Origin of the sequence: Streptomyces sp. NPDC087428 (assembly GCF_044744085.1) — a bacterium.
Taxonomy (GTDB): Bacteria; Actinomycetota; Actinomycetes; order Streptomycetales; family Streptomycetaceae; genus Streptomyces.
In genome coordinates, this window is sequence record NZ_JBIUXR010000023.1 from 20,534 (window position 1) to 45,686 (window position 25,153).

Consider the following 25,153-nt stretch of genomic DNA (forward strand, 5'->3'; position numbering starts at 1 on the left):
ATGTCCCCGACCCTCATTTCGCGTCCGAGTAGCGCCGCACCACCGCCGTGGTGAACGGGAAGCGCACCGGTGTCTCGCCGAAGGCGGTCCGTCCGGCCAGTTCACCGGCGGCCCGGATCGCCTCCACCACCGTCCCGGCCTCCTCCAGCGGACAGTGCACGACCACCTCGTCGTGCTGGAAGAAGACCAGTTCGGCCCGGAGCCCGGCGGCGCCGAGCGACTGGCGCAGGGCGGCCAGGAGCAGCAGCGCCCAGTCGGCGGCGCTGCCCTGCACCACGAAGTTGCGGGTGAAGCGGCCGCGCGCGCGGGCGTCGGACGAGGCGTAACCGGGCGTGAACCCGCCGTCCGCCGCGCGCTCGGAGCCGTCCGCCGGCAGGTCGTCGCCCTCCTGCGGGATACCGGCCTCCCCGTCGTCCCCGTGGCCTGCCGCGGGCGGGCTGGTGCGGCCGAGCCAGGTCCGTACGAGACGGCCTTCCTCCCCCGCCTTCGCGGCATCGTCCACATAGGCGACGGCGTGCGGGAATCTTCGGCGCAGCGCGGCCAGATTCTTCAGGCCGTCCCCCGAGGTCTGGCCGTAGACGGCGCCCAGCAGGGCGATCTTGGCGTGGTCGCGGTCGCCGTGGAAGGCGCGGTCGGACAGCGCGGTGTAGAGGTCGCCGTCGTGCCCGGCCACCTCCATGAGGCCCCGGTCGCGGGAGATCGCGGCCAGCACCCTCGGCTCCATCTGGTCGGCGTCCGCGACGACCAGCCGCCAGCCGTCGTCGGCGACGACCGCCCGCCGGATCACTTTGGGGATCTGGAGGGCGCCGCCGCCGTTGGTCGTCCAGCGGCCGCTGACCGTGCCGCCCGGCTGGTACTCGGGGCGGAAGCGGCCGTCGCGGACCCAGTCCTGGAGCCAGCTCCAGCCGTGGGCCGTCCAGATCCGGTAGAGCTTCTTGTACTGGACGAGCGGCCGCACCGCCGGGTGGTCCAGCTCCTCCAGCTCCCAGCGGCGGGTCGACTTCACCTTGATGCCGGCCTGGGCGAACGCCCGCACCACGTCGGCAGGGAGGTCCGGGCGGACCCTGCGGCCGAAGGCTGCGGACACCTCGTCCGCCAGCTCGGCCAGCTTGCGGGGCTCGCCACCGCCCGCGTACCGCTCGCCCAGCAGCTCCTGGAGGACGTCCCGGTGGACGTCGGCCCGCCAGGGCAGCCCCGCGCGGTGCAGCTCGGCGGCGACCAGCATGCCGGCCGACTCGGCGGCCGTCAGCAGGAGCATCCGGCCCGGACGGTCCGTGGCGTCGTGCCGGGCGAGCTGGTCCGCGTAGACCCGGAGCAGGGCGTCGAAGGACAGGTCCGTGCCGGACCTGGGCTCGAACAGGGAGGACTGGGAGCCGGGCTCCGCCGAGCGCGGCGGCGGATCGGGCGGCACCGCGACGCCCAGCAGCCGGGCGTGGGCGGCGGCCGCGGAGCGGGGTTCGCCGAGCCGACCCTCGTGTCCCAGCAGGAGGGACTCGGCGGCCTCGATGTCGTAGCAGCGCGCCACGGGCACCCCGGCGGCGAGCAGCCTGGGATAGATCTCGGCGGTCGAGCGCCACACCCAGCGGGTGACTCCGGGACGCGAGCGGACGGCCTCGACCAGATCGGGTTCGGTCACGGCCGGGGCGGTGGGCAGGCCGGTGCGGTCGAGCGGGACGAGGCGTGCGCCACCGCTCTCCGTGGTGGCCAGCGCCCAGCGTTCGGTCATATGGCCGAGTCTGGCACCCGGCACTGACAGCGAGGCGGCGTGCGCGCACGCGTCGCAGACGGGAGGATCGGCAGGGGCCTGCTTCGGGGCCCGCGGCAGCCACCGAGAGGACAGGCGCGATGGAAGCGATCGTTTTCGAGGAGTTCGGCGGACCCGAGGTCCTGCATCCGGCCCGGGTCGAGGACCCGCACCCCGGTCCGGGGCAGGTACGGGTGAAGGTCATGGCGGCCGGGGTGAATCCGATGGACTACAAGATCCGGCACGGCTGGATGCAGGAGGCCTTCCCGACCTCGCTCCCGGCGATCCCCGGCGTCGAGTTCGCCGGGGTGGTCGACCGGACCGGGGAAGGGGTCACCGGTGTCGAGGTGGGTGACGAGGTGCTGGGCTGGAGCGCCACCGGCTCCTACGCCGAGTACGCCCTGGCCGATGCCACGCTCGTCGCCCCCAAGCCGGCCGAGCTGAGCTGGCAGGACGCGGCGGCGCTGACCATCGCGTCGAACACCGCCCAGCGCGTCCTGGACGAGCTCGCCGTCGGCGAGGGCGACACCCTGCTGCTGCACGGGGCGGCCGGAGCCGTCGGCTCGGCCGCGGTGCAGCTGGCGGCGGCCCGGGGCGCGACCGTGATCGGCACGGCGTCCGCGGCCAACCACGACTATCTGCGGGTGATCGGCGCGACCCCGGTGGAGTACGGGGAGGGGCTGGTCGGCCGGGTGCGCGAGGCCGCTCCACAGGGTGTGGACGCGGTCTTCGACGTGGCGGGGCGCGGCGCGCTGCCGGACTCCATCGAGCTGCGCGGCGGCACCACCGACCGGATCGTCACCATCGCCGACCAGAACGCGGCCGAGTACGGGGTCGCCTTCTCCGGGGGCGGCTCCCGGTCCGGGGCGCAGCTGGCCGAGCACGCCAGGCTCGCCGCCGACGGCGAGCTGCGGGTGCCGGTCGAGCGGGCCCTGCCGCTCGTCGACGCGGCCGACGCGCAGCGGCTGAGCGAGGCGGGGCACGTACGGGGGAAGCTCGTCCTCCTGCCGTGACGCGTCCCGGCCGGGCGCCGGGGCAGGCCTGCCGAGGGGACGCGCGCCGACAGGACAGGGACGGCGAGTGCGGGGTGGGGGGGGGGGGGGGCGGCCCCGCGGGGGGGGGGGGGGCCCCCCCCCCCCCCCCCCCCCCCCCCCCCGCGGCCGCGGGCCGCGCGCGCGGGCGGGGGGGGGCCGGGGGTGGGGGGGGGGGCTCTATCACCCCCCCGGGCCTCACCAACCCCCCCCCCCCGACCCCGCCCCGCCTACCCTGACCTCATGGAACCGGTGATCGACCAGGCATTCGCGGCTGCCCTCTACTCGGACGGCGACGCCGGTCTCGACACCGGCGCCTCCCTCCTCGCGGCCGACCCGGCGGCCGACGCCGAGCTGCTGCGGCGCGGCGAGGAGTTCGTCCGGCGCGCCTGGGAGCGCGGCTGGCTGCCCGCCGACCTCGTACGGGTCGTCCGGCGCGAACTCGACGAGCACCGGGCCGGGCTGGCCGCCGGGCTGATCACCTCGGAGGTCCGGCGGTACGAGCGGCTGCCGCCCCGCTGGCAGCCCCAGCTGGACGAGCTGCCCCCGGCGCCCCCGGCCAACCGGCCCGACCGGTTCACGTACGCCTCCGAGCTGCTCGGGCTCTACCGGCTGCTCCTGCGGCTGCCCGTCATCGAGCCGGTCGGACCCCCGCCCGGTGCGCCGCGCGACGGGCTGAACCTGCCGCCCGCGCACGACGAACCCCGCATGCTGACCCGCATCCGGGCCCTGCTGGCCAAGGCGGAGGCGACCGGGTTCCCCGAGGAGGCGGAGGCGCTCACCACCAAGGCGCAGGAGCTGATGGCCCGGCACAGCATCGACGAGGCGCTGCTCGCCGCCCGTACGCACAGCAGCCGCGCGCCGGGCGCCTGCCGGATCGGGGTGGACGCCCCCTACGAGACGGCCAAGGCGATCCTGCTCGACGCCGTCGCCTCCGCGAACCGCTGCCGGGCCGTGTGGAACAGTGACCTCGGCTTCACGACGGTCGTCGGCTTCGAACCGGACCTGGAGGCCGTGGAACTGCTCCACACCTCGCTGCTGGTCCAGGGCACCGTGGCGATGACCAGGGCCGAGGCGGGCCAGCGGGCCGGCGGGCGCAAACGGACCAAGACCTTCCGGCAGTCCTTCCTGATGGCGTACGCCCAGCGGCTGGGCCGCCGGCTGGCCGACGGCACCGCCCGCGCCACCGCGGAGGCCGACGCGGAGGGCAGTGCGGCCGGCCCCTCCGCAGCGGCGGACCCCGGGCTGCTGCCCGTGCTGGCCGCCCGCGACATGGCGGTCACGGACACCGCCGAGCGGATGTTCCCGCAGACCACGACCACCCGGGTGCGGGGCGCCACCGACCCGGACGGCTGGACCCACGGGACGGCCGCCGCCGACCGGGCCAGGATGGGCGCGGACGCCCCGGAGATCTCCGGCTGACGGCATCGCGCGCAACCTGCGCGAGGGCGGCGGGGGCGGCGGGGCGATGGGGATGGCGGGGCGATGGAGGGGGCAGGGCCGGTTCGGTGACGAGGCCCGGCCACCGGTCGCGACAACTCGGGCATAACGGTAAACCCGGCTAGGCTCTCGGCATGAGCTGGCTCCGGGCGCTGAAGGAGACCGCCCGCTCGGGGCTGACGATCGAGCGACGGCGTCTCGAACCGCTGATCGCCATCCGCGGTGCGGCCGGTCTGGCCCTGGTGATCGGCGTGAGCCTGGCCTTCTTCGGACCCGTGGTCGCGGCCAGCTCCGCGTTCGGCGCGTTCCAGGCGGCCATCGCCACCTTCCAGCGCAGCTGGCGGCCGCGCCCGGTGCTCGCCCTCATCTCCGGCGCGAGCCTCGCGGTGTCCACGTTCCTCGGCTATGTCACCGGTTCCCGGCTGGCGCTCTTCATGGTCCTGCTGGTGCTCTGGACCTTCTTTGCCGGGCTGGCCTGGGCGGCGGGCCCGACGGGCGGCATCATCGCCGCGTCCAACGTCGCGATCATGCTGGTGACGATCACCCTGCCCACCTCCGTCGCCCAGGCGGCCCTGCACGGGGCGATGATCGCGTTCGGCGGAGTGGTCCAGGCGGCGCTGATCGTGCTGTTCCCGGTCCGGAGATGGGGAGCCCAGCGCGACGCCCTCGCCGACGCGCTGGCCGCCGAGGCGGACTACGCCCGCAGGCTGCGCCACGACCCGGTCGCCCACTTCGACCCGGTGCCGCTGATGCTGGCCCGCAGCGCGGCCGCCGTCACCCCGCGCCAGGCCCGCCGCCGCCCGGCCGAACTGCACGGCTCACGCGGGGTCGCCGAGCGGATCAGACCGGTGCTCGCCTCACTCGCGGACCCGGCCATGGGCGTACCGGCCGAGGGCCCGGAGCGCGACCGGGTCCGTGAACTGCTCGCCGCCGCCGCGTCGCTGCTCGACGCGGCGGCGCGGGCCATCCGGCACGGCGACCCGGTGCGGCTCCCCGAGCCCTCCGTCGCCGCCCTGAAGACCCCCGACACCGGGGCGCTGCTCACCGGCCCGCCGCTCCGCGCCGCCGACCGGCTGGCCGCGCTGCTCTCCGACGTCATCGAGGCGGCGGAGGGCGACGGCACCAAGGAGGAACGGGCCGAGGCGGAGGAGACCGCCGACGCCATCGCGGCGGGCCGGGGCCGCCGGCAGCCGGAGCACCAGCGGCGCCCCACCCTGCTGCGACTGGTCCCGGTCGTGCTCAAGTCGATGCGCGGCGAACTGCACCACGGCTCCCCGATCCTGCGGCACGCCATCCGGGTCTCCGTCGTCGCCGCCGTCGGCTACCTCCTCGGCACCCTGCTGCCGTACGGCCACGGCTACTGGGCGCCGATGACGGCCGTCATGGTGATGCGGCCGGAGTTCTCCCAGACGTACGAACGCTCCGTGGCCCGCTTCGGCGGCACCGTCGTCGGGGTCTTCCTCGCCACCGCGATCGTCCAGACCGCCCACCCCGACGTGGGGCTGTCCGCCGTGTTCGCCGTGGCCTGCGCCCTGCTGATGTACCTGCTGATGCGCACCGGCTACTCGGTCGGGCAGGCGTGCGTCGCCGCGTACGTCGTCTTCCTGCTGGGCATGGCGGGCGACGACTGGTCGCAGACCGTGCTGGAACGGGTCGTCCTCACCCTCGGCGGCGGGCTCCTCGCGATGATCTCGTACGCCGTCTACCCGGCGTGGGAGACCCCGCGGCTGCGCAACCGGCTCGGCGACTGGCTGAAGGAGGACGGCCGGTACGCCGCCTCTGTCGTCGACCAGTACGCCGATCCGGCCTATCGCGGGCACGACGACGTCCGCAACGCGCTGCTGCGCACCCGTGCGGCCCGGGTCGCCTGGCAGGAGGCGGTGGACACCGCCCAGCACGAACCGGTGCGCCACCGCGGCCTCTCGCGCGCCGCCGCGGACGACACCCAGCACGCGCTGTCCCAGCTCGGCCGGGTCGCGATGCTGATGGAGGCGCACCTCCCGGAGGGCGGCGCCACCCCCGTGCCGGAGGCCGCCCCGCTGGCCGAGGCGCTGCGCCGGTCCACGGAACAGGGTGCGAAGGCGGTGCGGGAGAGGCGGGTGCCGGACTGGGGTCCGGTGCGGGAGGCGCTGGAGAAGTGGGACGAGGAGGAGCGGCTGCGCGAGGGGGAGTCGGACCCGGTCGTACGGAACGGGGCCGGGCTCCTGCTCGAAGCCCTGGAGGAGTTCTCCCGCGGCCTGGACGACGGTTCGCGGTCCGGTTCCGACGACGACTGAGGCCGTGTCCGCCGGGGGTGTCACGGGGTCGGCAGGCCGGGCAGTCCTTCGAGCGAGTCGGCGTCGGTCTTGGCGAAGGTGTCCTTGGTCCCGCCGTCCCACGAGACGACGAGGGTCTTGCCGTCGTTGGACTCGACGGCCCCCGCGGTCCGGCCGGTGTCGCCGTCGGCGCACGTGAGTGCCAGCGTCACCTTCTCCGCGCCCTTGGCGCTGCCCGAGCAGACATGGGAGTCGGCGACGACGACGGCCTTCCCGGATGCGACGGACAGCACCACGGCCTTGCCGTCGGTCAGCCCGGCCCAGGCGCCCTCCAGCGCCTTGAGCCCGCCGGTGGAAGCGCTGTCCCCGCCGTCCGTCGCGGAGTCGGAGGCATCACCGGTGTCGGGGGCCGGGGCCGTGGCGGAGCCGGAACTCCCGTCCGCGCCGCCCTTGTCGCCGTCGCTGCCGCAGCCGGTGAGTGCGAGAGCGGTCAGCAGGCCGGTGACGACAACTGCACCTGTACGTATGGGTTTGCGCATGTGGAATTCCCCCTGGATGACGAAAGACCAGCCAAGCTACCAGTGAGTCGCGACAGGCTTGAGAGCGCCAACTCGGGGAATCGGGAGCGGAACAGGCCCGTCATCCGTCTCTCCTGCGAGAAGCTGTAATCAGAGGAACACCGCCCGTGCACGTGCATCTGCCCATGCATCCGCTCATGCAGGAGAAATTGAACAGAGCTATGATCCGAGACAGTTGACACTTGCACCTTGCAACTCGGGGAGCGTCCTGTGCACCACGTGTACAACGGCATGGCGGCGACAGAGCTTCGCGGAGTCGCCTGGCAGAAGAGCAGACACAGCAACTCCCAGGGATCCTGTGTGGAGTTCGCGAAACTGCCCGACGGGGATGTGGCGATGCGGAATTCGCGCCACCCCGACGGTCCGGCGCTGGTCTATACGCCGGCCGAGATAGAGGCGCTGCTGCTCGGCGTCAAGGACGGGGAGTTCGACCACCTCATAGCGGAGGGCTGACCTCCGTCCCGCCGCGCGACACCGCGCCCCGCCGTCGTGCGCGGCGTCGCCCGGTCCGCCCGGCGGTGTGTCACGCCGGGTCGGACAGCCGGAAGAGCGCCCAGACGACCTTCCCGCGCAGCGCGGCGCCGGGGGCGCCCTCCGTACTCAGTACGGGTGAGTGGTGCCAGCCCCAGCAGTCGCTGAAGGACTCCACCAGGAAGAGGCCGCGGCCCGACTCCGCCGAGTCGGCGGCCGCCGACGCCACCGGGCTCGCCTGGCTCGGATCGCGCACCGCGCACACCAGCCGTGACGTCCAGCGCATCAAGTGCAGCCGCACGGGCGGGTCCTGGGGTTCGCGCGGGATGTCGGCGGGCAGCGCGTGCCGCAGGGCGTTGGTGACCAGCTCCGAGACGACGAGGGCGACATCGTCGAACCGTTCGTTCAGATCCCAGCCGGTCAGGGTCGACCTGGTGAACTGCCTGGCCCCGCCGACGGCCTCGTAACGGGCGGGCAGCGTGCAGGTGGCCGATCCGGAGACGGCAGAGGGATCGATGGGGGGAAGCCCCTGTCGTAAGGGCTCGAGCATCGTCGATCCATTCGTCCCCATGCGAGGCACTCCCGGGATTCGCGGCTGTCTCGGTACTACGGGTACTCGGGTACAGCGGCACAACACGAACGAGCACGCAGGTGCGCGACGCCCATGGTTCCGAATGCGCAGGGCAGATGCAAGGGCAGATGCACGTGCACGTGCCTGACCTGTCCGATCCCGTGCCGGTTCTTGCTCATTTCTTCCTGTGGGGAGATTTGGGGTCTTGGGCAAGTCTTCCCATTTCCGTAATCGAATGAGTACGGGCTGAAGCGTTTTGATGGCAGAATCCGGCTCTTGGGGTTCAGGGGGAGCTCCGATGCCCGGGAAGCGATGGGGAGGGTTGGACCAGTGGCGGCAGGCGAGTCGAGTGGATCCGTGGTGCGGCGCATCCTGCTGGGCTCACAGCTCAGACGGTTGCGTGACTCGCGCGGTATCACCCGTGAGGCGGCCGGCTACTCCATCCGGGCTTCCGAATCGAAGATCAGCCGCATGGAGTTGGGACGGGTGAGCTTCAAGGCCAGGGACGTCGAGGACCTGCTCACGCTCTACGGCGTCACGGACGAGGTGGAGCGCGACTCCCTGCTCGGCCTGGCCCGTGAGGCCAACGTGGCGGGCTGGTGGCACAGTTTCGGCGATGTGCTGCCCGGCTGGTTCCAGACATACATCGGTCTGGAAGGGGCGGCCTCGCTCATCCGGATCTACGAAGTCCAGTTCGTGCACGGGCTGTTGCAGACCGAGGGATACGCCCACGCGGTCGTCTCCCGGGGAATGCGCGGCGCCCCCGCTGCCGAGATCGACCGCCGGGTCGCGCTGCGGCTGGAGCGGCAGAAGGCACTCGTCGCCGAGCGGGCCCCCCGCTTCCACGCCGTGCTGGACGAGGCGGCGTTGCGCCGGCCGTACGGCGGGCGCGAGGTGATGCGCGGGCAATTGCGGCATCTGATCGAAATGTCGGAGCAGCCGAACGTCACTCTCCAGGTGATGCCCTTCAGTTTTGGCGGACATGCGGGGGAGAGCGGTTCTTTTACGATGCTGCGATTCCCGGAATCCGATCTGTCGGACATTGTCTATTTGGAGCAGCTGACAAGTGCGCTCTATCTGGACAAGGCCGAAGAAGTCGCCCAGTACGAAAAGGCGATGGTGCGGCTCCACGCGGACAGTCCAGGTCCCGAGGAGAGCCGGGATCTGCTCCGTGGTCTACTCCAACTCTCCTGATATTTCAGTACCATGACACCCCCACAGGAGTCTGCACCTGCAGTAAGGGATCGCATGTCCTTCTTCCGCGAGCTGGCCGACCAGTACATCGACGGTGAATGGCGCACCGGCACCGGCTCGTGGGACATCATTGATTTCAATCCCTACAACGGGGAAAAGCTCGCCGCGATCACCATCGCCACCGTCGAAGAGGTCGACCGCGCCTACCGCGCCGCCGAGCGCGCGCAGCGGTCCTGGGCCACCACGAGCCCGTACGAGCGCGCCCGGGTCATGGAACGGGCCCTGCGCATCACCGAGGAACTGGCCGACGAGATCGTCGAGGCCGTCATCGACGAGCTGGGCGGCACCCGGTCCAAGGCGTGGTACGAACTGCGCGCCGCCCAGGAGTTCCTGCGCGAGGCCGCCCATCAGGCGCTGCACCCCGGCGGCCGGATCCTGGCGTCCCCGGTGGACGGCAAGGAGAACCGGCTCTACCGGCGGCCCGTCGGGGTCGTCGGCGTCATCAGCGCCTTCAACTTCCCCTTCCTGGTGACGATGAAGTCGGCCGCACCGGCCCTGGCGCTCGGCAACGCGGTCGTCGTCAAGCCCAACCAGAACGCCCCGGTGGTCGGCGGCGGGCTGGTCGCCAAGATCTTCCACGACGCGGGCCTGCCGGCCGGACTGCTCAACATCCTGGTCACCGACGTGGCCGAGATAGGCGACGCGTTCATAGCGCACCCCGTCCCCAAGGTGATCTCCTTCGCCGGATCGGACCGGGTCGGCCGCCACGTCGGCGCGACGGCGGGCGCCCTCTTCAAGCGCACCATCCTCGAACTCAGCGGCAACAGCGCCCTGGTGGTGCTCGACGACGCGGACATCGACTACGCGGTCGACGCCGCGGTCTTCAGCCGCTTCGTCTACCAGGGCCAGGTCTGCATGGCCGCCAACCGCATTCTGGTGGACCGGGCCGTCGCGCCCGAGTTCACCGAGAAGTTCACCGCACGCGTGGCGGCGCTGCGGACCGGGGACCCGCGTGACCCGGACACCCAGATCGGCCCCGTCATCAACACCTTCCAGGCGGACGCCCTGACCGCGCTCGTCGACCAGGCGGTCGCGGACGGCGCCACGGCGCTGGTCAGGGGCCGCACCCGCGGCAATCTCGTGGAGCCGACCGTGCTCACCGGACTCGCGGACGACTCCCCGCTGCTCTCCCAGGAGATCCTCGGCCCGGTGGCGCTGCTGGCCACGTTCGACGGCGAGGACGAGGCCGTACGGATGACCAACGACAGTCCCTACGGGCTCAGCGGCGCGGTGCACACCGCGGACGCCGAACGCGGGGTCCGGTTCGCCCGGCGGATCCGCAGCGGGATGTTCCACGTCAACGACGCCACCGTCCAGGACGACCCACTGGTCGCCTTCGGCGGCGAGAAGCGGTCCGGGACGGGCCGGCTGAACGGCGAGGCGACGGTGGACGCCTTCACCACCCAGAAGTGGATATCGATCCAGCACGGCCGGAGCGTTTTCCCGCTCTGAATCACGCGCGGCTACTCTCATCAAAGTTGAGTAGAAAGGTGTGTGGGTATGTCCGCGATCCGGCTGCTGGTTCTCTGTGCCGTGCGGCAGCACGGCCGGGCGCACGGCTATCAGATCCGCAACGACCTGGAGTACTGGGGCGCCCAGGAGTGGTCCAGTGCCAAGCCGGGATCGATCTACCACGCACTGAAGCAGATGGCGAAGCAGGGCGTCCTGCTCGCCCACGAGGTCGCCCCGAGCACCGCCGGCGGCCCGCCGCGTACCGAGTACGAGATCACCGAGCAGGGCGACGAGGAGTACTTCACGCTGCTGCGCGCGGCGCTGACCTCGTACGACCAGAAGCTGGACGTGCTCTCCGCGGGACTGGGCGGCATCGTCGACCTGGAGCGGTCGGAGGCGGTGTCCCTGCTCAAGGAGCGGGTGGCGGGCCTGGCCACGTGGCGGTCGGCGGTCACCGAGTACTACACGCCGGAGGCGGGCCCCGAGTCGATCGGGCACATCGGCGAGATCATGAACATGTGGGTGCACTCGGCGGACGCCGGCGCGGACTGGACGCGCGGGCTGATCGCCCGGATCGAGGGCGGGGCGTACACGTTCGCGGGTGAGGGCGAACCGTTCGTCGGCGTGCTCGCCGAGGGCGAGGAGAACCCGTACGCCACCGGTGTCGCCGATCCCGGGGACGCTCACTGATCAAGTCTGACGGTGCTCGGCCCCAACGGCGCGGGAAGGGCCACCGCGGTCGGCAACCCGGGCGGCGGCGGGGACACCTGGGCCGCCGCCCTCGGTGACGTCGGCCTCTCAGTGGTGGAAGGCCGTGGCCGGGCCGTGGTCCCGGCTCAACGGGTGATCCTGGGCGCGCAGTTCGGGCAGCAGCAGTCGCAGGTCCTCCAGCAGCAGCTCCGCGAGGTCCGAGGAGAAGCCGTTGCGGCACACGATCCGCAGCACCGACAGGTCCTCGCGGTTCGCGGGGAAGGTGTACGCCGGCACCAGCCAGCCGCGCTCGCGCAGCCGCCGTGACACGTCGAAGACGTCGTACGCCGTCACCTCCGGCGCGGTCGTCAGCGCGAACACGGGCAACTGGTCCCCCCGGGTGAGGAGCCGGAAGTCGCCCAGGTCCTCGATCCGTTCGGCCAGGCCGCGGGCCACGTCGCGGGACGCCTGCTGCACGGCCCGGTAGCCCTCCCGGCCCAGCCGCAGGAAGGTGTAGTACTGCGCCACCACCTGGGCGCCGGGCCGGGAGAAGTTCAGCGCGAAGGTCGGCATGTCGCCGCCCAGGTAGTTGACCCGGAAGACCAGCTCCTCCGGCAGCTCCGCGGGCGAGCGCCACAGGGCCCAGCCGACGCCCGGGTAGACCAGCCCGTACTTGTGCCCCGAGGTGTTGATCGAGGAGACCCGGGGGAGCCGGAAGTCCCAGACCAGGTCCTCGTCCAGGAACGGCGCCACCATCGCCCCCGACGCCCCGTCCACATGGACGGGGATGTCGAGGCCGGTGCGTTCCTGGAGGGCGTCGAGGGCGGCGCACAGTTCCTCGATGGGCTCGTAGGAGCCGTCGAAGGTGGAGCCGAGGATGCCGATCACGCCGATGGTGTTCTCGTCGCAGAGGTCGGCGGCGGCCTGCGGGTCGAGGTGGAAGCGGTCGCCCTCCATCGGGACGAGGCGCGGCTCGACCTCCCAGAACGTGCAGAACTTGTCCCAGCAGACCTGCACGTTCACGCCCATGACCAGATTGGGCCGGGCGGTCGCCGGGTAGCGGTCGGCGTTCCGCTTGGACCAGCGGCGCTTGAGCGCGAGCGCGGCGAGCATGCAGGCCTCGCTGGACCCGGTCGTCGAACAGCCCACGGCCGTCGAGGGATCGGGGGCGTTCCACAGGTCGGCGAGCATCGCCACACAGCGCCGTTCCAGCTCGGCGGTGCGCGGGTACTCGTCCTTGTCGATCATGTTCTTGTCGGTGCACTCGCTCATCAGCACCCCGGCCTGGGGTTCCATCCAGGTGGTGACGAAGGTGGCGAGGTTGAGCCGTGAGTTGCCGTCGAGCATCAGCTCGTCGTGGACCAGGCGGTACGCGGTGGCGGGCGGCAGCGCCCCGTCCGGCAGCTTGTGCCGGGGCGGCGCGGACTCCATGCCCGCCGTCGGGTCGGCCTCTCCGAAGAACGGGTTGAGAGACAGCCTGCGCTGCTCCGCGGACGGTTCGCTGCGGGGTGAGCCCTTGTGGAGCGGCATCGCCGACCTGCCCTTCTCGGTTCCTGGCCGCGAGGCCGTACGAATCCGACCATACGGACAGTCCGGGCGTGTGGCGCGTCGGCGGGGCCCGCCCGGGTTCAGTGCAGCGGCCTCCCGTCCTCCTTCAGCTGCATCAGCGGACGCCCCGTCACCAGCAGCCAGGCGGGAAGCGAGGCGACGCAGAGCAGCGGGAGCAGGTTCATGTCGGAGGCCAGGACCGCGGCCGTGAACAGGCTGAGCCAGCCGATGCGGGTGACGGCCAGCAGTACCCCCAGGACCCCGCACGTCACCGCGAGGGACACCGGCACCGCGTCGACGAGCGCGTGGGCGCACAGGCCGAGGGCGACGCCGGAGAAGACGGCCGGGAAGATCCGGCCGCCCCGGAATCCGCAGGTCGCGGCGATCAGCAGGGCCGCGGTCTTCACCACGGCCATGAGCCCGAACTCGGCGGCCGACCGGCCGTCCGGGTCGGCGGTGAGCTCCTTCACCTCCTCCAGCCCCTTGAACAGGGTGAGGTGGCCGCCGAGCGCTCCGAGCAGGCCGAGCAGGAGTCCGCCCAGCGTCAGCGCCAGGACCGGGTGTGACAGCGCGCGGAAGGCCTTGTGCGCGTACGGGAAGGCGTACACCGCCGCCAGCCCCAGCACCGCCCCGGCGGAGGCGATCACGACCGCGGAGAGCAGGTCGCCCCAGTGGGTGTGGGTGCACGCGGGCAGCGACAGGTCGAAGCTGGGGTGGGCGGCCAGGTTCATGGTGAGGGCCCCGGCCGCGCCGGCCGCGAGGGGTCCGAAGAGCCGGTCCCAGAGCGCTCCGGGCCCGGAGCGGGAGGAGAGCGTCTCGGTGAGGATCAGGGCGGCGGCGACGGGCGTGCCGAAGAGCGCGCCGATGGTGCCCGCCGCGGCGAGCGCGAGCCATACGGCGGGCGGGGAGTCCGGCGCGAACCGCCGGCCCGCCCAGTAGGCCAGCGCGATGTTGGCGGCGGTGATCGGGTTCTCCGGACCCAGGCTGACCCCGCCCGCCAGGGCCAGGACCGTCACGGCCAGCAGGCCCGGCACCGTGCCCGGCGGCAGCGGCGGATCGACCAGGCCCGTGGTCGCCGGGTCGGGCCCGGCGCGGCCCGGTACCGCCCGGATGACCAGCCCGGTCACCAGGCCCGTCGCGGTGAGCATCACGATCATCCACAGCGAGGAGTACCGGCCGATGGACAGCGCGTCCGGCAGCGTCTGCCAGAGCACGTCCTGCAGCTCCTCCGAGAGCAGGCTGACGCCGAGCAGGACGAGGGCCGAGACCACTCCGACGGCCAGGGCGGGCACGAGGAGCGACAGCAGCCGGCGCGCGGGGACCGGTTCTGCGGAGACAGCGGAGTCGGTGGACATCGGCTCACCATAGCGAGACAAAAGCCCTATAACCCTCCAAAAGGTCGGAGTGCGGCGGCCTTTCGGAGCTGTCAACGCCACGCGAAGCGGCAGAGGTGTGCCGGGAGCAGGCGGACGCGTGCTGACGGGGGTGGGGCGCCCCACCCCCGTAACCGCTCAGAGCTTGCTGATCACCGCGGCCGTTCCGTACGCGCAGACCTCCGTGCCCACGTCGGCCGCCTCCGACACGTCGAAGCGCATCATCAGCACGGCGTTGGCGCCCCGGGCCCTCGCCTGCTCGACCAGCCGTTCCATGGCCTGGTTGCGGGTCTCGACGAGCGTCTTGGTCAGCCCCTTCAGCTCGCCGCCGATCATGGACTTCAGGCCGGCGCCGATCTGGCTGCCCAGGTGGCGCGAGCGGACTGTCAGGCCGAACACCTCACCGATGACCTGGGTGATCTGATGGCCCGGTACGTCGTTGGTGGTGACGACCAGCACATCGGCCTGTGCCGTCTGACCGCCGCCGTAATCCTCAATGCCCATGGTTGTGGCACCTCCTGGACCGAGTTTTGCCCCGGTTCGCCCCGTGTGCATCTCCACGGGGGCCAGTGGAACCCGGAGGAGCTCCGTTGCGTTGATAGCTTTGGGCGGCCACGCAGCCGCCAACGACCACATCCTGGAGCCCGGACCCTTGAATACGCTTGCGCTCGGACCGAGCTGGCTGGACCCGGACCATCTCATCGGGCAGTTCGGGCTGATCGGTGTGCTGGTCATCGTCTTCGCCGAGTCCGGGCTGCTGATCGGGTTCTTCCTGCCCGGGGACTCCCTGCTGTTCACCACGGGTCTGCTGGTGACGACGGACAAGCTGCACACCCCGTTGTGGCTGGTCTGCCTCCTGGTCGCACTGGCGGCGATCATCGGCGACCAGGTCGGCTATCTCTTCGGCCGCAAGGTCGGCCCGTCGCTCTTCAACCGTCCGGACTCCCGGCTCTTCAAGCAGGAGAACGTCGAGAAGGCCCACGAGTTCTTCGAGAAGTACGGCCCGAAGTCGCTGATCCTGGCCCGCTTCGTGCCCGTCGTGCGGACGTTCACGCCGATCATCGCCGGTGTGAGCCGGATGAACTACCGCTCGTTCATCACGTTCAACATCATCGGCGGGGTCTTGTGGGGCGCCGGGGTGACGCTCCTGGGCGCGGTCCTGGGCAAGATCGAGTTCGTGCACAAGAACATCGAGGCGATGCTCGTCCTGATCGTGCTGATCTCGGTCGTGCCGATCGGCATCGAGTTCCTGCGCGCCCGCAGCAAGTCGAAGAAGGCAGCGGCCGCGGCGGACGACGACGGCCAGGACCCGGCCGCCGGGCGCCGCGGCCGTCACGCCAAGCGCTGACGCCCGCCCGGGGCCCCTCGTGCCGGGGCCCCTCGTGCCGGGGGCCCTTGGCGGCGGGCCCTCCCCGGCGTCTCAGAAGCCGCGCGTCCGCTTGGCCGCGCGGCGGTTCGCGCCACCGACCGCACCCGGCACCCGCATGAACAGCCGGGAGATCTCGCTCCCCAGATTCACCCCGATGGCGATGGCCCCGGCCGTCGCCACCGCGGTCGACAGCGAGGCGAGACCCTGGTTCAGCCGGTCCTGCGCGATACCCAGCAGACCGAAGTACGTCGCGGAACCGGGCAGCAGCGGACCGATCGCGGCCGTGATGAACGGCAGCGACGAGGTGTAGCGGTACCGCGAGAACAACTGCCCGAACAGCCCCACGAGACCGGCGGCCACCGCCGTGGCCGCCACCGGCGAGATATTGCCGGTCCGGGTCATCGCCCCGAAGATCACCCAGGCCACACCGCCGTTGAGGGTCACCGCCAGCACAGTGGAACGTTCCTGCTGGAGCAGGATCGCGAAGGCCAGGCTCAGCACCATCGACGCCAGGATCTGGATCACCGGCCGGTCGTGCGAGATGAGCCGCGCCTCCGGGTTCAGCTGGGCGCCCAGCTGGAGGCCCCCGTACAGCACCAGCAGCACACCGGCGACGATGCCGATGAAGAAGTACATGACCTCCAGGAGCCGGGCGGCCGCGGTGATGTAGTAGCCGGTCAGCCCGTCCTGCACGCCCGCGACCAGGGCCCGCCCCGGCAGCAGCGCGAACAGCCCACCGGTGATGACCGCCGACGGCCGTACGTCGGACCAGTGGGTGAGCGTGAGCGCCACCCCCATCGCGGCGGGCGGCATCGCGGCGGCGACGAACTGGTAGAACTCCGGCAGGCCGCGCCCGGCGCACAGCCAGGCCAGCCGGTCCCCGAGCATCGCGCCGAGCGCCGCGATCAGGAACACCAGGAACCCGCCGCCGACCAGCACCGATGCCGCGCCCGCCAGCCCGCCGGCGGCCAGTGTGAGCACCCAGCCCGGGTACGGGTGCCGGTTACGGCGGATCTCCGCGAGGCGCCGGTAGGCCTCTTCGAGTGAGATCTCGGCCTCTTCGGTGTGGATGTCGTCGATGAGCCGGAACACCGCGGCCAGTCGGGTGTAGTCGGTGCCGCGGCGGCGTACCGTACGGCTCGCCGTCACCGGGTCGTCGACCAGCGAGGGCTGGTGCGAGATCGACAGCAGCGTGAAGGTGACGGTCGGTTCGCAGCGGTCCAGACCGTAGCTGCGGGTCACGGCGAACATCGCCGCCTCGACGTCCTCGGCGCCCTCACCGCCGGCCAGCAGCAGCTCCCCGATACGCAGGGTCAGGTCGAGCACGCGCGGCACCGCGGGACCCGCGTCGTCGGCCTTCTGGACCGGCTCCGGCGCCGGACGCTCGGCCACCGGCATCCGCAGCATCGTGCGCATCCGGTCCTGCCAGGGGGCTTCCTTGGTCAGCCGGATCATCGGGATGCCGTGCGCGGGCGTGAAGGCGGGCGAGTCCCTGGTGCTGTAGGTGCGCGGCGGGGCGAAGGCGGAGCCGGCCGTGTCCGAGCCCGATCCGGAACCGGAAGCGGAACCCGTCCCCGAACCCGATCCGGAACCCGGCTGCTCAGGCGCCAGGCCGGACGGGAGGGCGAACTCCGACGTCGGGTGGTCCTCCTCGGACGGCGACGCCGACCTCCCCACCCCGGCGGGCTGGGAGAACGCACTGCGTGCCTCGTCGGACTGGGGCTTCGGGTCCTCGGGACCGCCCGGCTCCGCCACCACTGACCTCACTCATCCATCGGCTGCGCGTCTTCGGTAGCGCTCCTGCCCAGTATGGCCGCGGAGCATCCCGCCCACGCGAAACGGGCGGCACACCGGTGAAGGTGTGCCGCCCGTCGGCTGCGCGGAACCGTAAACGGAACCGTGACCGGAACCGTCGACGAAGCCGGACGGAACGTCAGTGCGCGCCGCCCTGCGCCTCAAGGCGCTTGTACGAGTTCTCGATCTCGGCCTCGGCCTCTGCGCGGCCGACCCAGTCGGCGCCCTCGACGGACTTGCCGGGCTCCAGGTCCTTGTAGACCTCGAAGAAGTGCTGGATCTCCAGGCGGTCGAACTCCGACACGTGGTGGATGTCGCGCAGGTGCTCCACCCGGGGGTCGGAGGCCGGCACGCACAGCAGCTTGTCGTCGCCGCCGGCCTCGTCCGTCATCCTGAACATGCCGATCGCGCGGCACTTGATGAGGCAACCGGGGAAGGTCGGCTCCTCCAGGATGACCAGCGCGTCCAGCGGGTCGCCGTCCTCGCCGAGGGTGTTCTCGACGAAACCGTAGTCCGCCGGGTAACTGGTCGAGGTGAAGAGTCGACGGTCCAGGCGGATCCGACCGGTCTCGTGGTCCACCTCGTACTTGTTCCGCGAACCCTTCGGGATCTCGATAACGACGTCGAACTCCACGGGTGGCTCCTCCATGATCAACACATACGACTGATGGTTAAGTGTCCCCCACGGGGATGTGTGCTCGCGAAAGGGGCTGGTCAACGGTGGCCGAGCCGGTGAAAAGACCGTCGATCAATCCGTTCGGCAAGCTGAGCGGGGCGGCCCTGAAGGACCACCTCGACCTGCGGAACGGGCTGGACAACTGGCAGTTCACGGCCGTCTCCGCCGTTCTCGGCCTGGCGCTCGCAGCCGGCGCCGTCCTCGCCGCCGGCCCCTGGGACTCGGGTCAGCGTAAGGCCGAGCAGGACTGGGCGGCCGCTCGGGCCCGTACAGGTGGCGCACATCACGACCCCGACGCACCCGGCGGACCCGCCCCCGCCCCCAGCGCCCCGGCCGTCCTCGCGGCACTCGGCACCGCCGCCAACCGGTCCGCGCCGGACGCCCCCGATGCCCCGGACGGCGCACCCGCCGAACTCCGCGCCGTACTGGGCCCGCTGCTGAAGGACCCCGACCTCGGCACCCGGCGCAGCGCCGTCGTCATCGACACCGCCACCGGCAAGCGGCTGTACGGGATGGGGGCCGACGCCCCCATGACACCGGCCTCCACGGTCAAGATCGCCACCATGGTCGCGGCCCTGACCGCGCTCGGCCCCGACCACCGCATCCCCACCACCGTCCGGGCCTCAGCGGACTCCCGCACCGTCACCCTGGTCGGCGGCGGCGACCCCACCCTGGACCGGGCGGCCCTGCGCGCCCTGGCCGCCGACACCGCACGCGCCCTGAAGGACGCCGGGGTCCACGAGGTCCGGCTCAGGTACGACGCCTCCGCCTACTCCGGGCCCGCGCTCCACCCGATCGGCCCCAACGAGAACATCGCCCCGCTGAGCGCCCTGATGGTCGACGAGGGGCGCCTCGACGACACCGCGAGCGGTCCGGCCCCGCGCAGCACCGACCCCGCCAGGGACGCCGCCGACGCCTTCGGCGAGCTGCTGGGCGAGGCCGGGATCGACACCGGGTCCGGACCCGGCTCGGGCAGGGCCGCCGCTAAGTCCAGGGCCGTCGCCAGGCACCTCTCCGTCCCGCTGTCCGGCCTGGTCGAGCGGGCGCTGACCAACAGCGACAACGACATCGCGGAGGCGCTCGCCCGGCAGACCGCGCTGGCCGCGGGCGAACCGGCGGACTTCGACGGCGGCCGACGGGCCGTCACCGCCCAGCTGAAGAAGCTGAAACTGCCGCTCAGGGGCGTGAACGTCGCCGACGGCAGCGGACTGAACCGGCGGGACAAGGTCACCGCCGCCCTGCTCGCCGGTCTGCTCGCCCGTACGGCCGATCCGCACCACCCCGAACTGCGGCCCGTCCTCACCGGGCTCCCGGTGGCCGGTTTCAGCGGCACGCTGAGCGGCCGCTACACGACGAAGTCCGGCGGCACCGGCCTGATCCGCGCCAAGACCGGCACCCTCACCGGCGTCAACACCCTCGCGGGCACGGTCGTCGACGGACACGGCCGGCTGCTCGCGTTCGCCTTCCTGGCATCGGGCACCACCGACCCGTCCGGCGCCCAGTCCGCCCTGGACTCCCTCGCCACCGCGCTGGCCGCCGGCAAGAGGCGCTGACCCGGTCAACACCTCACCGCATCAAGGGCCGAGCACGTACGGTTGACGCATGACGAGCATCGGTGGTGCGGGGATGGTCGACTGGAATCTCGCGGTTGCGACCGCGACCCGACTTGTGCGGCCTGGACCCGAGATCAGCCGCGAGGAGGCCCGCGAGGTCGTCGCGGAGCTGCGCAGGCATGCCAAGGCCGCGGAGGAGCACGTCCGTGCCTTCACCCGGATGATCCCGGAGGGCACAGAGCCGGAGGACACCCCGGTCCTGGTCGTCGACCGGGCCGGCTGGATCAAGGCGAACGTGGCGGGCTTCCGCGAGCTGCTGCGTCCCCTCCTGGACAAGATGGAGGAACGGCGCGGCGGCGGCGCGGGCGGCGCCGTGCTCGGCGCGGTCGGCTCCAAGGTGACCGGGGTGGAGGTGGGGATGCTGCTGTCGTTCCTGGCCTCCCGGGTCCTCGGCCAGTACGAGACGTTCGCCCCCGCCACCCGTGAACTCCCCGCCTCCGCCGACGGCGGCGGCAGGCTCCTGCTGGTCGCGCCGAACATCGTCCACGTCGAACGGGAGCTGGAGGTCGACCCGCACGACTTCCGCCTCTGGGTCGCCCTCCACGAGGAGACCCACCGCACCCAGTTCACCGCGGTGCCCTGGCTCCGAGACCACCTGCAGGGTGAGATCCAGTCCTTCCTCGACGAGACCGACGTCGACCCGATGACGGTGCTGGAACGGCTCCGCGAGGCCGCGCAGTCGCTGGCCGGCGGCCGGCCGGAGGGCGAGGAGGGCGAGGACGGCGGGCGCAGCCTCGTCGAGGTCGTGCAGACCCCCGCCCAGCGCGAGATCCTCGGCCGGCTCACCGCGGTGATGTCCCTGCTGGAGGGGCACGCGGACTACGTGATGGACGGCGTCGGCCCCGAGGTGGTGTCCTCCGTCGGCGAGATCCGGGAGAAGTTCCAGCAGCGCAGGGCGCAGGGCGCGAGCCGGCTCGACCAGGCGCTGCGCAAGCTCCTGGGCCTCGACGCCAAGCTGCGCCAGTACCGGGACGGCGAGCGGTTCGTGCGCGCCGTGGTCGACGAGGTCGGCATGGACGGCTTCAACCGGGTCTGGACGTCGCCCAACACCCTTCCGACGAAGGCGGAGATCGCCAAGCCGTCGGACTGGATCGCGAGGGTGCACCGTAAGGCAGAGTCATGATCACGCCGGGAACAGGGGCTCGTGGCCACAGGTAAACGCGCCGGTAATCACCCATCCGAGGGACCGTAGGGGCATGGGAAGCCGTGCAATGCTCGATGAACGGCATTGCTCTGTCACCATCGACGCACTCTGAGTGACGGCACTTCTTCCTGTCCCGGCACTCCGAGGCACCTCTCCGAAACTTCACGAAGGGCACCGGACATGGGTCCCCATCCTGCGGTCGCGGCGATACGCCTGGCGGTCCGCCGCGTACTCCACGACGTACTCACCGACTTCGCCGAACAGACCGATCGCGCTCCGCACGCCGGACGCGCCCCGCACCCCGAGCTCGCCGAAGCCGGCGCCGGCGGGCGGCGCTCCGCACTCCCCGAACGTCCCGATACCCCCCTGGTGCTGGTGGCATGCTCCGGTGGCGCAGATTCCATGGCGCTCGCCTCCGCCCTCGCCTTCGAGGCCCGCAAACTCGCCGTCCGGGCCGGCGGCATCACCGTCGACCACGGCCTCCAGGACGGCTCCGCCACCCGGGCCGCCGAGGTCGCCGGCCGCCTCACCGCGATGGGCCTCGACCCGGTCGAGGCCGTCGCGGTACGGGTCGGTCAGGGCGGCGGGCCGGAGGCCGCCGCCCGCGACGCCCGCTACGCCGCGCTGGACGCGGCGGCCGAACGCCACGGCGCCGCCGCCGTCCTGCTCGGCCACACCCGCGACGACCAGGCGGAGACGGTCCTGCTGGGCCTCGCCCGCGGCTCCGGCATCCGCTCCCTCTCCGGCATGGCCGCCGCGTCCGGCCCGGCCGGCCGCTACCGCCGCCCCTTCCTCCAGCTCGACCGGCAGACCGCCCGCACGGCCTGCCTGGTCCAGTCCCTGACCGTCTGGGACGACCCGCACAACATCGACCCCGCCTACACCCGCTCCAGGCTGCGCCACGAGGGACTGCCCGCCCTGGAGAAGGCGCTGGGCAAAGGGGTCGTCGAGGCCCTGGCCCGTACGGCTCAGCTCTCCCGCGACGACGCCGACGCCCTGGACACCTGGGCCGCCGAGGCCGGCCGTGACGTACGCGACGAAGCGGGCCGGCTGGAGTGCGCCAAGCTCTGCGTCCTGCCGCCCGCCGTCCGCCGCCGGGTACTGCGCCGGGCGGCCATAGAGGCGGGCTCCCCGGCCGGTTCCCTGTTCGCCCGGCACATCGAGGAAGTCGACCGTCTCATCACCGGCTGGCGCGGCCAGCAGGCCATCAACCTCCCCGGCCGCGTCGAAGCCCTGCGCCAGGGTGGCAGACTGGTGATTCGGCAGAGCTGACGCACAAGCGGCTGACATGCAGGCGAGCGGCCGCGCAGGTCCGGGACACCACCCGGGCCGGCAGGCAAAGAAAGAGACGCGGGTGAACGAGAAGGACATGGGTACCGACCTTCAGTCGGTGCTCCTCACCAAGGAAGAGATCGACGCGAAACTCGTCGAGCTGGCCTCGAAGATCGACGCGGAGTACGCGGGCAGGGACCTCCTCCTCGTCGGTGTCCTCAAGGGCGCGGTGATGGTCATGGCGGACCTGGCACGCGCCCTGTCCACCCCCGTCACCATGGACTGGATGGCCGTCTCCTCGTACGGCGCGGGCACCCAGTCCTCCGGTGTCGTCCGGATCCTCAAGGACCTGGACACCGACATCAAGGGCAAGCACGTCCTGATCGTCGAGGACATCATCGACTCGGGCCTGACCCTGTCCTGGCTGATGTCGAACCTGGGTTCGCGCGAGCCCGCCTCGCTGGAGATCTGCACCCTGCTGCGGAAGCCGGACGCGGCGAAGGTCGCGCTCGACTGCAAGTGGGTCGGCTTCGACATCCCCAACGAGTTCGTCGTCGGCTATGGGCTGGACTACGCGGAGAAGTACCGCAACCTCCCCTTCGTCGGCACGCTCGCCCCGCACGTCTACGGCGGCTGACCGCGGCGCGGCGCAACCCGCGCCGACTCCGGGGAACCCTCACGGATTTCCCGCCGTTGAGCCTTCGAAGGCGGGTTTGACAGACGTCCTCGGCGGTCGTCGGTGACAATGCTGGGGTACCGTCCGAAGAACAGTCTTTACTCACACGCAGCATTTACCTACGGGCAGGAGGGACGGGGCGACTTCGCTCCGTATGGATGGACGTGAAGCGATACTTCCGTGGGCCGGTCATGTGGATCGTGCTGGCCGTCCTCGCCGTGGTCGTGTTGATGCAGGTCGTCGGCTCGTCCGGCGGCTACAAGACGGTGGACACCGGCAAGGTGATCCAGGCGATCAGTAAGAACCAGGTGGAGCAGGCCAAGCTCACCACCGGTGACGATCAAATCCTCAAGATTGAGCTGAAGAGCGGCCAGAAACTCTCCGGCGAGTCCGGCAGCAAGTTCCAGGCGAGCTACATCGGCAACCAGGGCGTCGAGCTGGCCGACACGCTGCAGAAGAAGTTCGAGAGCGGTGACATCGAGAAGGGTTACACCGTCTCGCCGTCGAAGCAGTCCCCGTTCGTCTCGATCCTCTTCTCGCTGCTGCCGTTCGTCCTCATCGTGGTCGTCTTCCTGTTTCTGATGAACCAGATGCAGGGTGGCGGCTCCAAGGTCATGCAGTTCGGCAAGTCCAAGGCCAAGCTGATCACCAAGGACACCCCGAAGACGACGTTCGCCGATGTGGCGGGGTCGGACGAGGCGGTCGAGGAGCTCTACGAGATCAAGGAGTTCCTCCAGGAGCCGGCGAAGTTCCAGGCCGTCGGCGCCAAGATCCCCAAGGGTGTCCTGCTGTACGGGCCTCCCGGTACCGGTAAGACGCTGCTCGCACGCGCCGTCGCCGGCGAGGCGGGCGTCCCGTTCTACTCCATCTCCGGGTCCGACTTCGTCGAGATGTTCGTCGGTGTCGGTGCCTCCCGTGTGCGTGACCTCTTCGAGCAGGCCAAGGCGAACGCTCCGGCGATCGTCTTCGTCGACGAGATCGACGCCGTCGGCCGGCACCGCGGTGCCGGTATGGGCGGCGGTCACGACGAGCGCGAGCAGACGCTGAACCAGCTGCTCGTCGAGATGGACGGCTTCGACGTGAAGGGCGGCGTCATCCTGATCGCCGCCACGAACCGGCCGGACATCCTGGACCCGGCGCTGCTGCGTCCGGGCCGCTTCGACCGGCAGATCGCGGTCGACCGGCCGGACATGCTGGGCCGTCTGGAGATCCTCAAGGTCCACCAGAAGGGCAAGCCGGTCGCACCGGACGTCGATCTCGGCGCCGTTGCCCGTCGTACGCCCGGCTTCACCGGTGCCGACCTGGCCAACGTGCTGAACGAGGCGGCGCTCCTCACGGCGCGCAGCAATCTGAAGCTCATCGACAACAACATGCTCGACGAGGCCATCGACCGCGTCGTGGCGGGTCCGCAGAAGCGGACCCGGATCATGTCCGAGAAGGAGAAGAAGATCACCGCGTACCACGAGGGCGGACACGCCCTGGTCGCGGCGGCCTCACCTCAGTCGGACCCGGTCCACAAGATCACGATCCTCTCCCGCGGCCGCGCCCTCGGTTACACGATGGTGCTCCCGGAGGAGGACAAGTACTCCACGACGCGCAACGAGATGCTCGACCAGCTGGCTTACATGCTGGGCGGGCGCGCGGCCGAGGAGCTGGTCTTCCACGATCCGACCACCGGCGCTGCGAACGACATCGAGAAGGCCACCGCAACGGCCCGCGCGATGGTCACGCAGTACGGCATGACGGAGCGGCTCGGCGCGATCAAGTTCGGCGGCGACAACACCGAACCCTTCGTGGGCCGTGAGATGGGCCACCAGCGCGACTACTCGGAAGAGGTCGCCGCGCTGGTCGACGAAGAGGTCAAGAAGCTCATCGAGAGCGCGCACAACGACGCGTGGGAGATCCTGGTCGAGAACCGAGACGTTCTTGACGCACTGGTTCTCCAGCTCCTTGAGAAGGAGACCCTCGGCAAGGCGGAGATCGCCGAGATCTTCGCTCCGATCGTCAGGCGTCCGGCACGTCCGGCGTGGACCGGCTCCGTCCGGCGCACGCCGTCCACCCGGCCGCCGGTGCTCTCCCCGAAGGAGCTCGCCCTCACCAACGGCGCCACCACGGCGAACGGCTCACCGACCGCGGACGTTGTCCCGGGCACCGAGTCGATCCCCGAGGAACGTCCCGAGAGCTAGTTACCGGACCGGTGCG

Annotated in this window: 21 protein-coding genes; 13 read left to right on the plus strand and 8 right to left on the minus strand. The window is 71.5% G+C overall.

Annotated elements, in window-relative coordinates; translation table 11 throughout:
* Positions 1 to 13 precede the first annotated feature (13 nt).
* Entirely contained in the window at positions 14 to 1,726 is a 1,713-nt protein-coding gene (locus tag ACIO3R_RS35960; RefSeq protein ID WP_402111227.1) for a bifunctional 3'-5' exonuclease/DNA polymerase, read from the minus strand.
* Positions 1,727 to 1,845: 119 nt separating this feature from the next.
* Here ACIO3R_RS35960 and ACIO3R_RS35965 point away from each other — a divergent pair, with 119 nt between their 5' ends.
* The 3 genes from ACIO3R_RS35965 to ACIO3R_RS35975 all read left to right on the plus strand — a co-directional run bounded on the left by ACIO3R_RS35965 (position 1,846) and on the right by ACIO3R_RS35975 (position 6,491).
* Entirely contained in the window at positions 1,846 to 2,757 is a 912-nt protein-coding gene (locus tag ACIO3R_RS35965) for an NADP-dependent oxidoreductase (RefSeq protein WP_385030225.1), read from the plus strand.
* Positions 2,758 to 3,018: 261 nt separating this feature from the next.
* A complete protein-coding gene (locus ACIO3R_RS35970; RefSeq protein WP_402111229.1) occupies positions 3,019 to 4,197 on the plus strand; it encodes a DUF2786 domain-containing protein in 1,179 nt (392 codons plus the stop codon).
* A gap of 152 nt (positions 4,198 to 4,349) precedes the next feature.
* Positions 4,350 to 6,491 (plus strand): FUSC family protein, encoded by a 2,142-nt coding sequence (locus tag ACIO3R_RS35975; RefSeq protein WP_402111232.1) that lies wholly within the window; start codon positions 4,350 to 4,352, stop codon positions 6,489 to 6,491.
* Between the two features lie 20 nt (positions 6,492 to 6,511).
* Here the strand turns inward: ACIO3R_RS35975 and ACIO3R_RS35980 are convergent, their stop codons facing one another.
* Entirely contained in the window at positions 6,512 to 7,009 is a 498-nt protein-coding gene (locus ACIO3R_RS35980) for a hypothetical protein (RefSeq protein ID WP_402111233.1), read from the minus strand.
* Between the two features lie 249 nt (positions 7,010 to 7,258).
* Between ACIO3R_RS35980 and ACIO3R_RS35985 the strand changes: the two genes are divergently transcribed.
* Entirely contained in the window at positions 7,259 to 7,501 is a 243-nt protein-coding gene (locus ACIO3R_RS35985) for a DUF397 domain-containing protein (protein ID WP_073733643.1), read from the plus strand.
* A gap of 70 nt (positions 7,502 to 7,571) precedes the next feature.
* Here the strand turns inward: ACIO3R_RS35985 and ACIO3R_RS35990 are convergent, their stop codons facing one another.
* Positions 7,572 to 8,069, minus strand: a complete 498-nt coding sequence (locus ACIO3R_RS35990; RefSeq protein WP_402111235.1) for an ATP-binding protein — start codon at positions 8,067 to 8,069, stop codon at positions 7,572 to 7,574.
* A 333-nt stretch (positions 8,070 to 8,402) separates the two neighbouring features.
* Here ACIO3R_RS35990 and ACIO3R_RS35995 point away from each other — a divergent pair, with 333 nt between their 5' ends.
* From ACIO3R_RS35995 to ACIO3R_RS36005, 3 genes are read left to right on the plus strand one after another with little or no spacing between them, the layout of a single operon-like run.
* Positions 8,403 to 9,284, plus strand: coding sequence for a helix-turn-helix transcriptional regulator (locus ACIO3R_RS35995; RefSeq protein ID WP_363029629.1), 882 nt, complete (start codon positions 8,403 to 8,405; stop codon positions 9,282 to 9,284).
* Positions 9,285 to 9,338: 54 nt separating this feature from the next.
* Positions 9,339 to 10,796 (plus strand): aldehyde dehydrogenase family protein, encoded by a 1,458-nt coding sequence (locus tag ACIO3R_RS36000; protein ID WP_385039971.1) that lies wholly within the window; start codon positions 9,339 to 9,341, stop codon positions 10,794 to 10,796.
* 48 nt (positions 10,797 to 10,844) lie between these two features.
* On the plus strand, positions 10,845 to 11,486 hold the full coding sequence (locus ACIO3R_RS36005; RefSeq protein WP_385039974.1) for a PadR family transcriptional regulator: 642 nt from the start codon (positions 10,845 to 10,847) through the stop codon (positions 11,484 to 11,486).
* Between the two features lie 108 nt (positions 11,487 to 11,594).
* On the opposite strand, the gene ACIO3R_RS36010 is transcribed toward ACIO3R_RS36005, so the two are convergent.
* The 3 genes from ACIO3R_RS36010 to ACIO3R_RS36020 form a co-directional block, all read right to left on the minus strand.
* Positions 11,595 to 13,016, minus strand: coding sequence for a glutamate decarboxylase (locus ACIO3R_RS36010; RefSeq protein ID WP_385039977.1), 1,422 nt, complete (start codon positions 13,014 to 13,016; stop codon positions 11,595 to 11,597).
* A gap of 98 nt (positions 13,017 to 13,114) precedes the next feature.
* Complete coding sequence (locus tag ACIO3R_RS36015) at positions 13,115 to 14,389, minus strand: ion channel protein (RefSeq protein WP_402111238.1); 1,275 nt, start codon at positions 14,387 to 14,389, stop codon at positions 13,115 to 13,117.
* Positions 14,390 to 14,545: 156 nt separating this feature from the next.
* Positions 14,546 to 14,911, minus strand: coding sequence for a YbjQ family protein (locus ACIO3R_RS36020; protein WP_385039983.1), 366 nt, complete (start codon positions 14,909 to 14,911; stop codon positions 14,546 to 14,548).
* 148 nt (positions 14,912 to 15,059) lie between these two features.
* Between ACIO3R_RS36020 and ACIO3R_RS36025 the strand changes: the two genes are divergently transcribed.
* On the plus strand, positions 15,060 to 15,755 hold the full coding sequence (locus tag ACIO3R_RS36025; protein ID WP_402111240.1) for a DedA family protein: 696 nt from the start codon (positions 15,060 to 15,062) through the stop codon (positions 15,753 to 15,755).
* A gap of 72 nt (positions 15,756 to 15,827) precedes the next feature.
* Here the strand turns inward: ACIO3R_RS36025 and ACIO3R_RS36030 are convergent, their stop codons facing one another.
* On the minus strand, positions 15,828 to 17,534 hold the full coding sequence (locus tag ACIO3R_RS36030) for a threonine/serine exporter ThrE family protein (protein ID WP_402111281.1): 1,707 nt from the start codon (positions 17,532 to 17,534) through the stop codon (positions 15,828 to 15,830).
* 175 nt (positions 17,535 to 17,709) lie between these two features.
* Entirely contained in the window at positions 17,710 to 18,204 is a 495-nt protein-coding gene (locus tag ACIO3R_RS36035; protein ID WP_123460069.1) for an inorganic diphosphatase, read from the minus strand.
* 86 nt (positions 18,205 to 18,290) lie between these two features.
* Here ACIO3R_RS36035 and dacB point away from each other — a divergent pair, with 86 nt between their 5' ends.
* From dacB to ftsH, 5 genes are all read left to right on the plus strand, one after another.
* Positions 18,291 to 19,799: a D-alanyl-D-alanine carboxypeptidase/D-alanyl-D-alanine-endopeptidase gene (gene dacB, locus ACIO3R_RS36040; RefSeq protein ID WP_402111242.1), complete on the plus strand. Its 1,509-nt coding sequence runs from the start codon at positions 18,291 to 18,293 to the stop codon at positions 19,797 to 19,799.
* A 49-nt stretch (positions 19,800 to 19,848) separates the two neighbouring features.
* Positions 19,849 to 20,982, plus strand: coding sequence for a zinc-dependent metalloprotease (locus ACIO3R_RS36045; protein WP_385034833.1), 1,134 nt, complete (start codon positions 19,849 to 19,851; stop codon positions 20,980 to 20,982).
* A 201-nt stretch (positions 20,983 to 21,183) separates the two neighbouring features.
* Positions 21,184 to 22,275: a tRNA lysidine(34) synthetase TilS gene (tilS, locus tag ACIO3R_RS36050; protein ID WP_385034834.1), complete on the plus strand. Its 1,092-nt coding sequence runs from the start codon at positions 21,184 to 21,186 to the stop codon at positions 22,273 to 22,275.
* A gap of 97 nt (positions 22,276 to 22,372) precedes the next feature.
* Positions 22,373 to 22,912: a hypoxanthine phosphoribosyltransferase gene (gene hpt, locus ACIO3R_RS36055; protein ID WP_363029634.1), complete on the plus strand. Its 540-nt coding sequence runs from the start codon at positions 22,373 to 22,375 to the stop codon at positions 22,910 to 22,912.
* A 197-nt stretch (positions 22,913 to 23,109) separates the two neighbouring features.
* The gene (gene ftsH, locus ACIO3R_RS36060) at positions 23,110 to 25,137 is read left to right on the plus strand and encodes an ATP-dependent zinc metalloprotease FtsH (RefSeq protein ID WP_385034836.1); all 2,028 of its coding nucleotides are present in this window, start codon (positions 23,110 to 23,112) and stop codon (positions 25,135 to 25,137) included.
* Positions 25,138 to 25,153 lie beyond the last annotated feature (16 nt).

Bases quoted from the DNA above. Each gene is read 5' to 3' on its own strand.
- ACIO3R_RS35960 (WP_402111227.1), bottom strand. From the start codon at position 1,726: ATGACCGAACGCTGGGCGCTGGCCACCACGGAGAGCGGTGGCGCACGC.
- ACIO3R_RS35970 (WP_402111229.1), top strand. From the start codon at position 3,019: ATGGAACCGGTGATCGACCAGGCATTCGCGGCTGCCCTCTACTCGGAC.
- ACIO3R_RS36010 (WP_385039977.1), bottom strand. From the start codon at position 13,016: ATGCCGCTCCACAAGGGCTCACCCCGCAGCGAACCGTCCGCGGAGCAG.
- ACIO3R_RS35990 (WP_402111235.1), bottom strand. From the start codon at position 8,069: ATGCTCGAGCCCTTACGACAGGGGCTTCCCCCCATCGATCCCTCTGCC.
- ftsH (WP_385034836.1), top strand. From the start codon at position 23,110: ATGGACGTGAAGCGATACTTCCGTGGGCCGGTCATGTGGATCGTGCTG.
- ACIO3R_RS35980 (WP_402111233.1), bottom strand. From the start codon at position 7,009: ATGCGCAAACCCATACGTACAGGTGCAGTTGTCGTCACCGGCCTGCTG.
- ACIO3R_RS35995 (WP_363029629.1), top strand. From the start codon at position 8,403: ATGGGGAGGGTTGGACCAGTGGCGGCAGGCGAGTCGAGTGGATCCGTG.
- tilS (WP_385034834.1), top strand. From the start codon at position 21,184: ATGGGTCCCCATCCTGCGGTCGCGGCGATACGCCTGGCGGTCCGCCGC.
- ACIO3R_RS36005 (WP_385039974.1), top strand. From the start codon at position 10,845: ATGTCCGCGATCCGGCTGCTGGTTCTCTGTGCCGTGCGGCAGCACGGC.
- ACIO3R_RS35965 (WP_385030225.1), top strand. From the start codon at position 1,846: ATGGAAGCGATCGTTTTCGAGGAGTTCGGCGGACCCGAGGTCCTGCAT.
- ACIO3R_RS36015 (WP_402111238.1), bottom strand. From the start codon at position 14,389: ATGTCCACCGACTCCGCTGTCTCCGCAGAACCGGTCCCCGCGCGCCGG.
- ACIO3R_RS36000 (WP_385039971.1), top strand. From the start codon at position 9,339: ATGTCCTTCTTCCGCGAGCTGGCCGACCAGTACATCGACGGTGAATGG.
- ACIO3R_RS36045 (WP_385034833.1), top strand. From the start codon at position 19,849: ATGACGAGCATCGGTGGTGCGGGGATGGTCGACTGGAATCTCGCGGTT.
- hpt (WP_363029634.1), top strand. From the start codon at position 22,373: ATGGGTACCGACCTTCAGTCGGTGCTCCTCACCAAGGAAGAGATCGAC.
- ACIO3R_RS35975 (WP_402111232.1), top strand. From the start codon at position 4,350: ATGAGCTGGCTCCGGGCGCTGAAGGAGACCGCCCGCTCGGGGCTGACG.
- ACIO3R_RS36020 (WP_385039983.1), bottom strand. From the start codon at position 14,911: ATGGGCATTGAGGATTACGGCGGCGGTCAGACGGCACAGGCCGATGTG.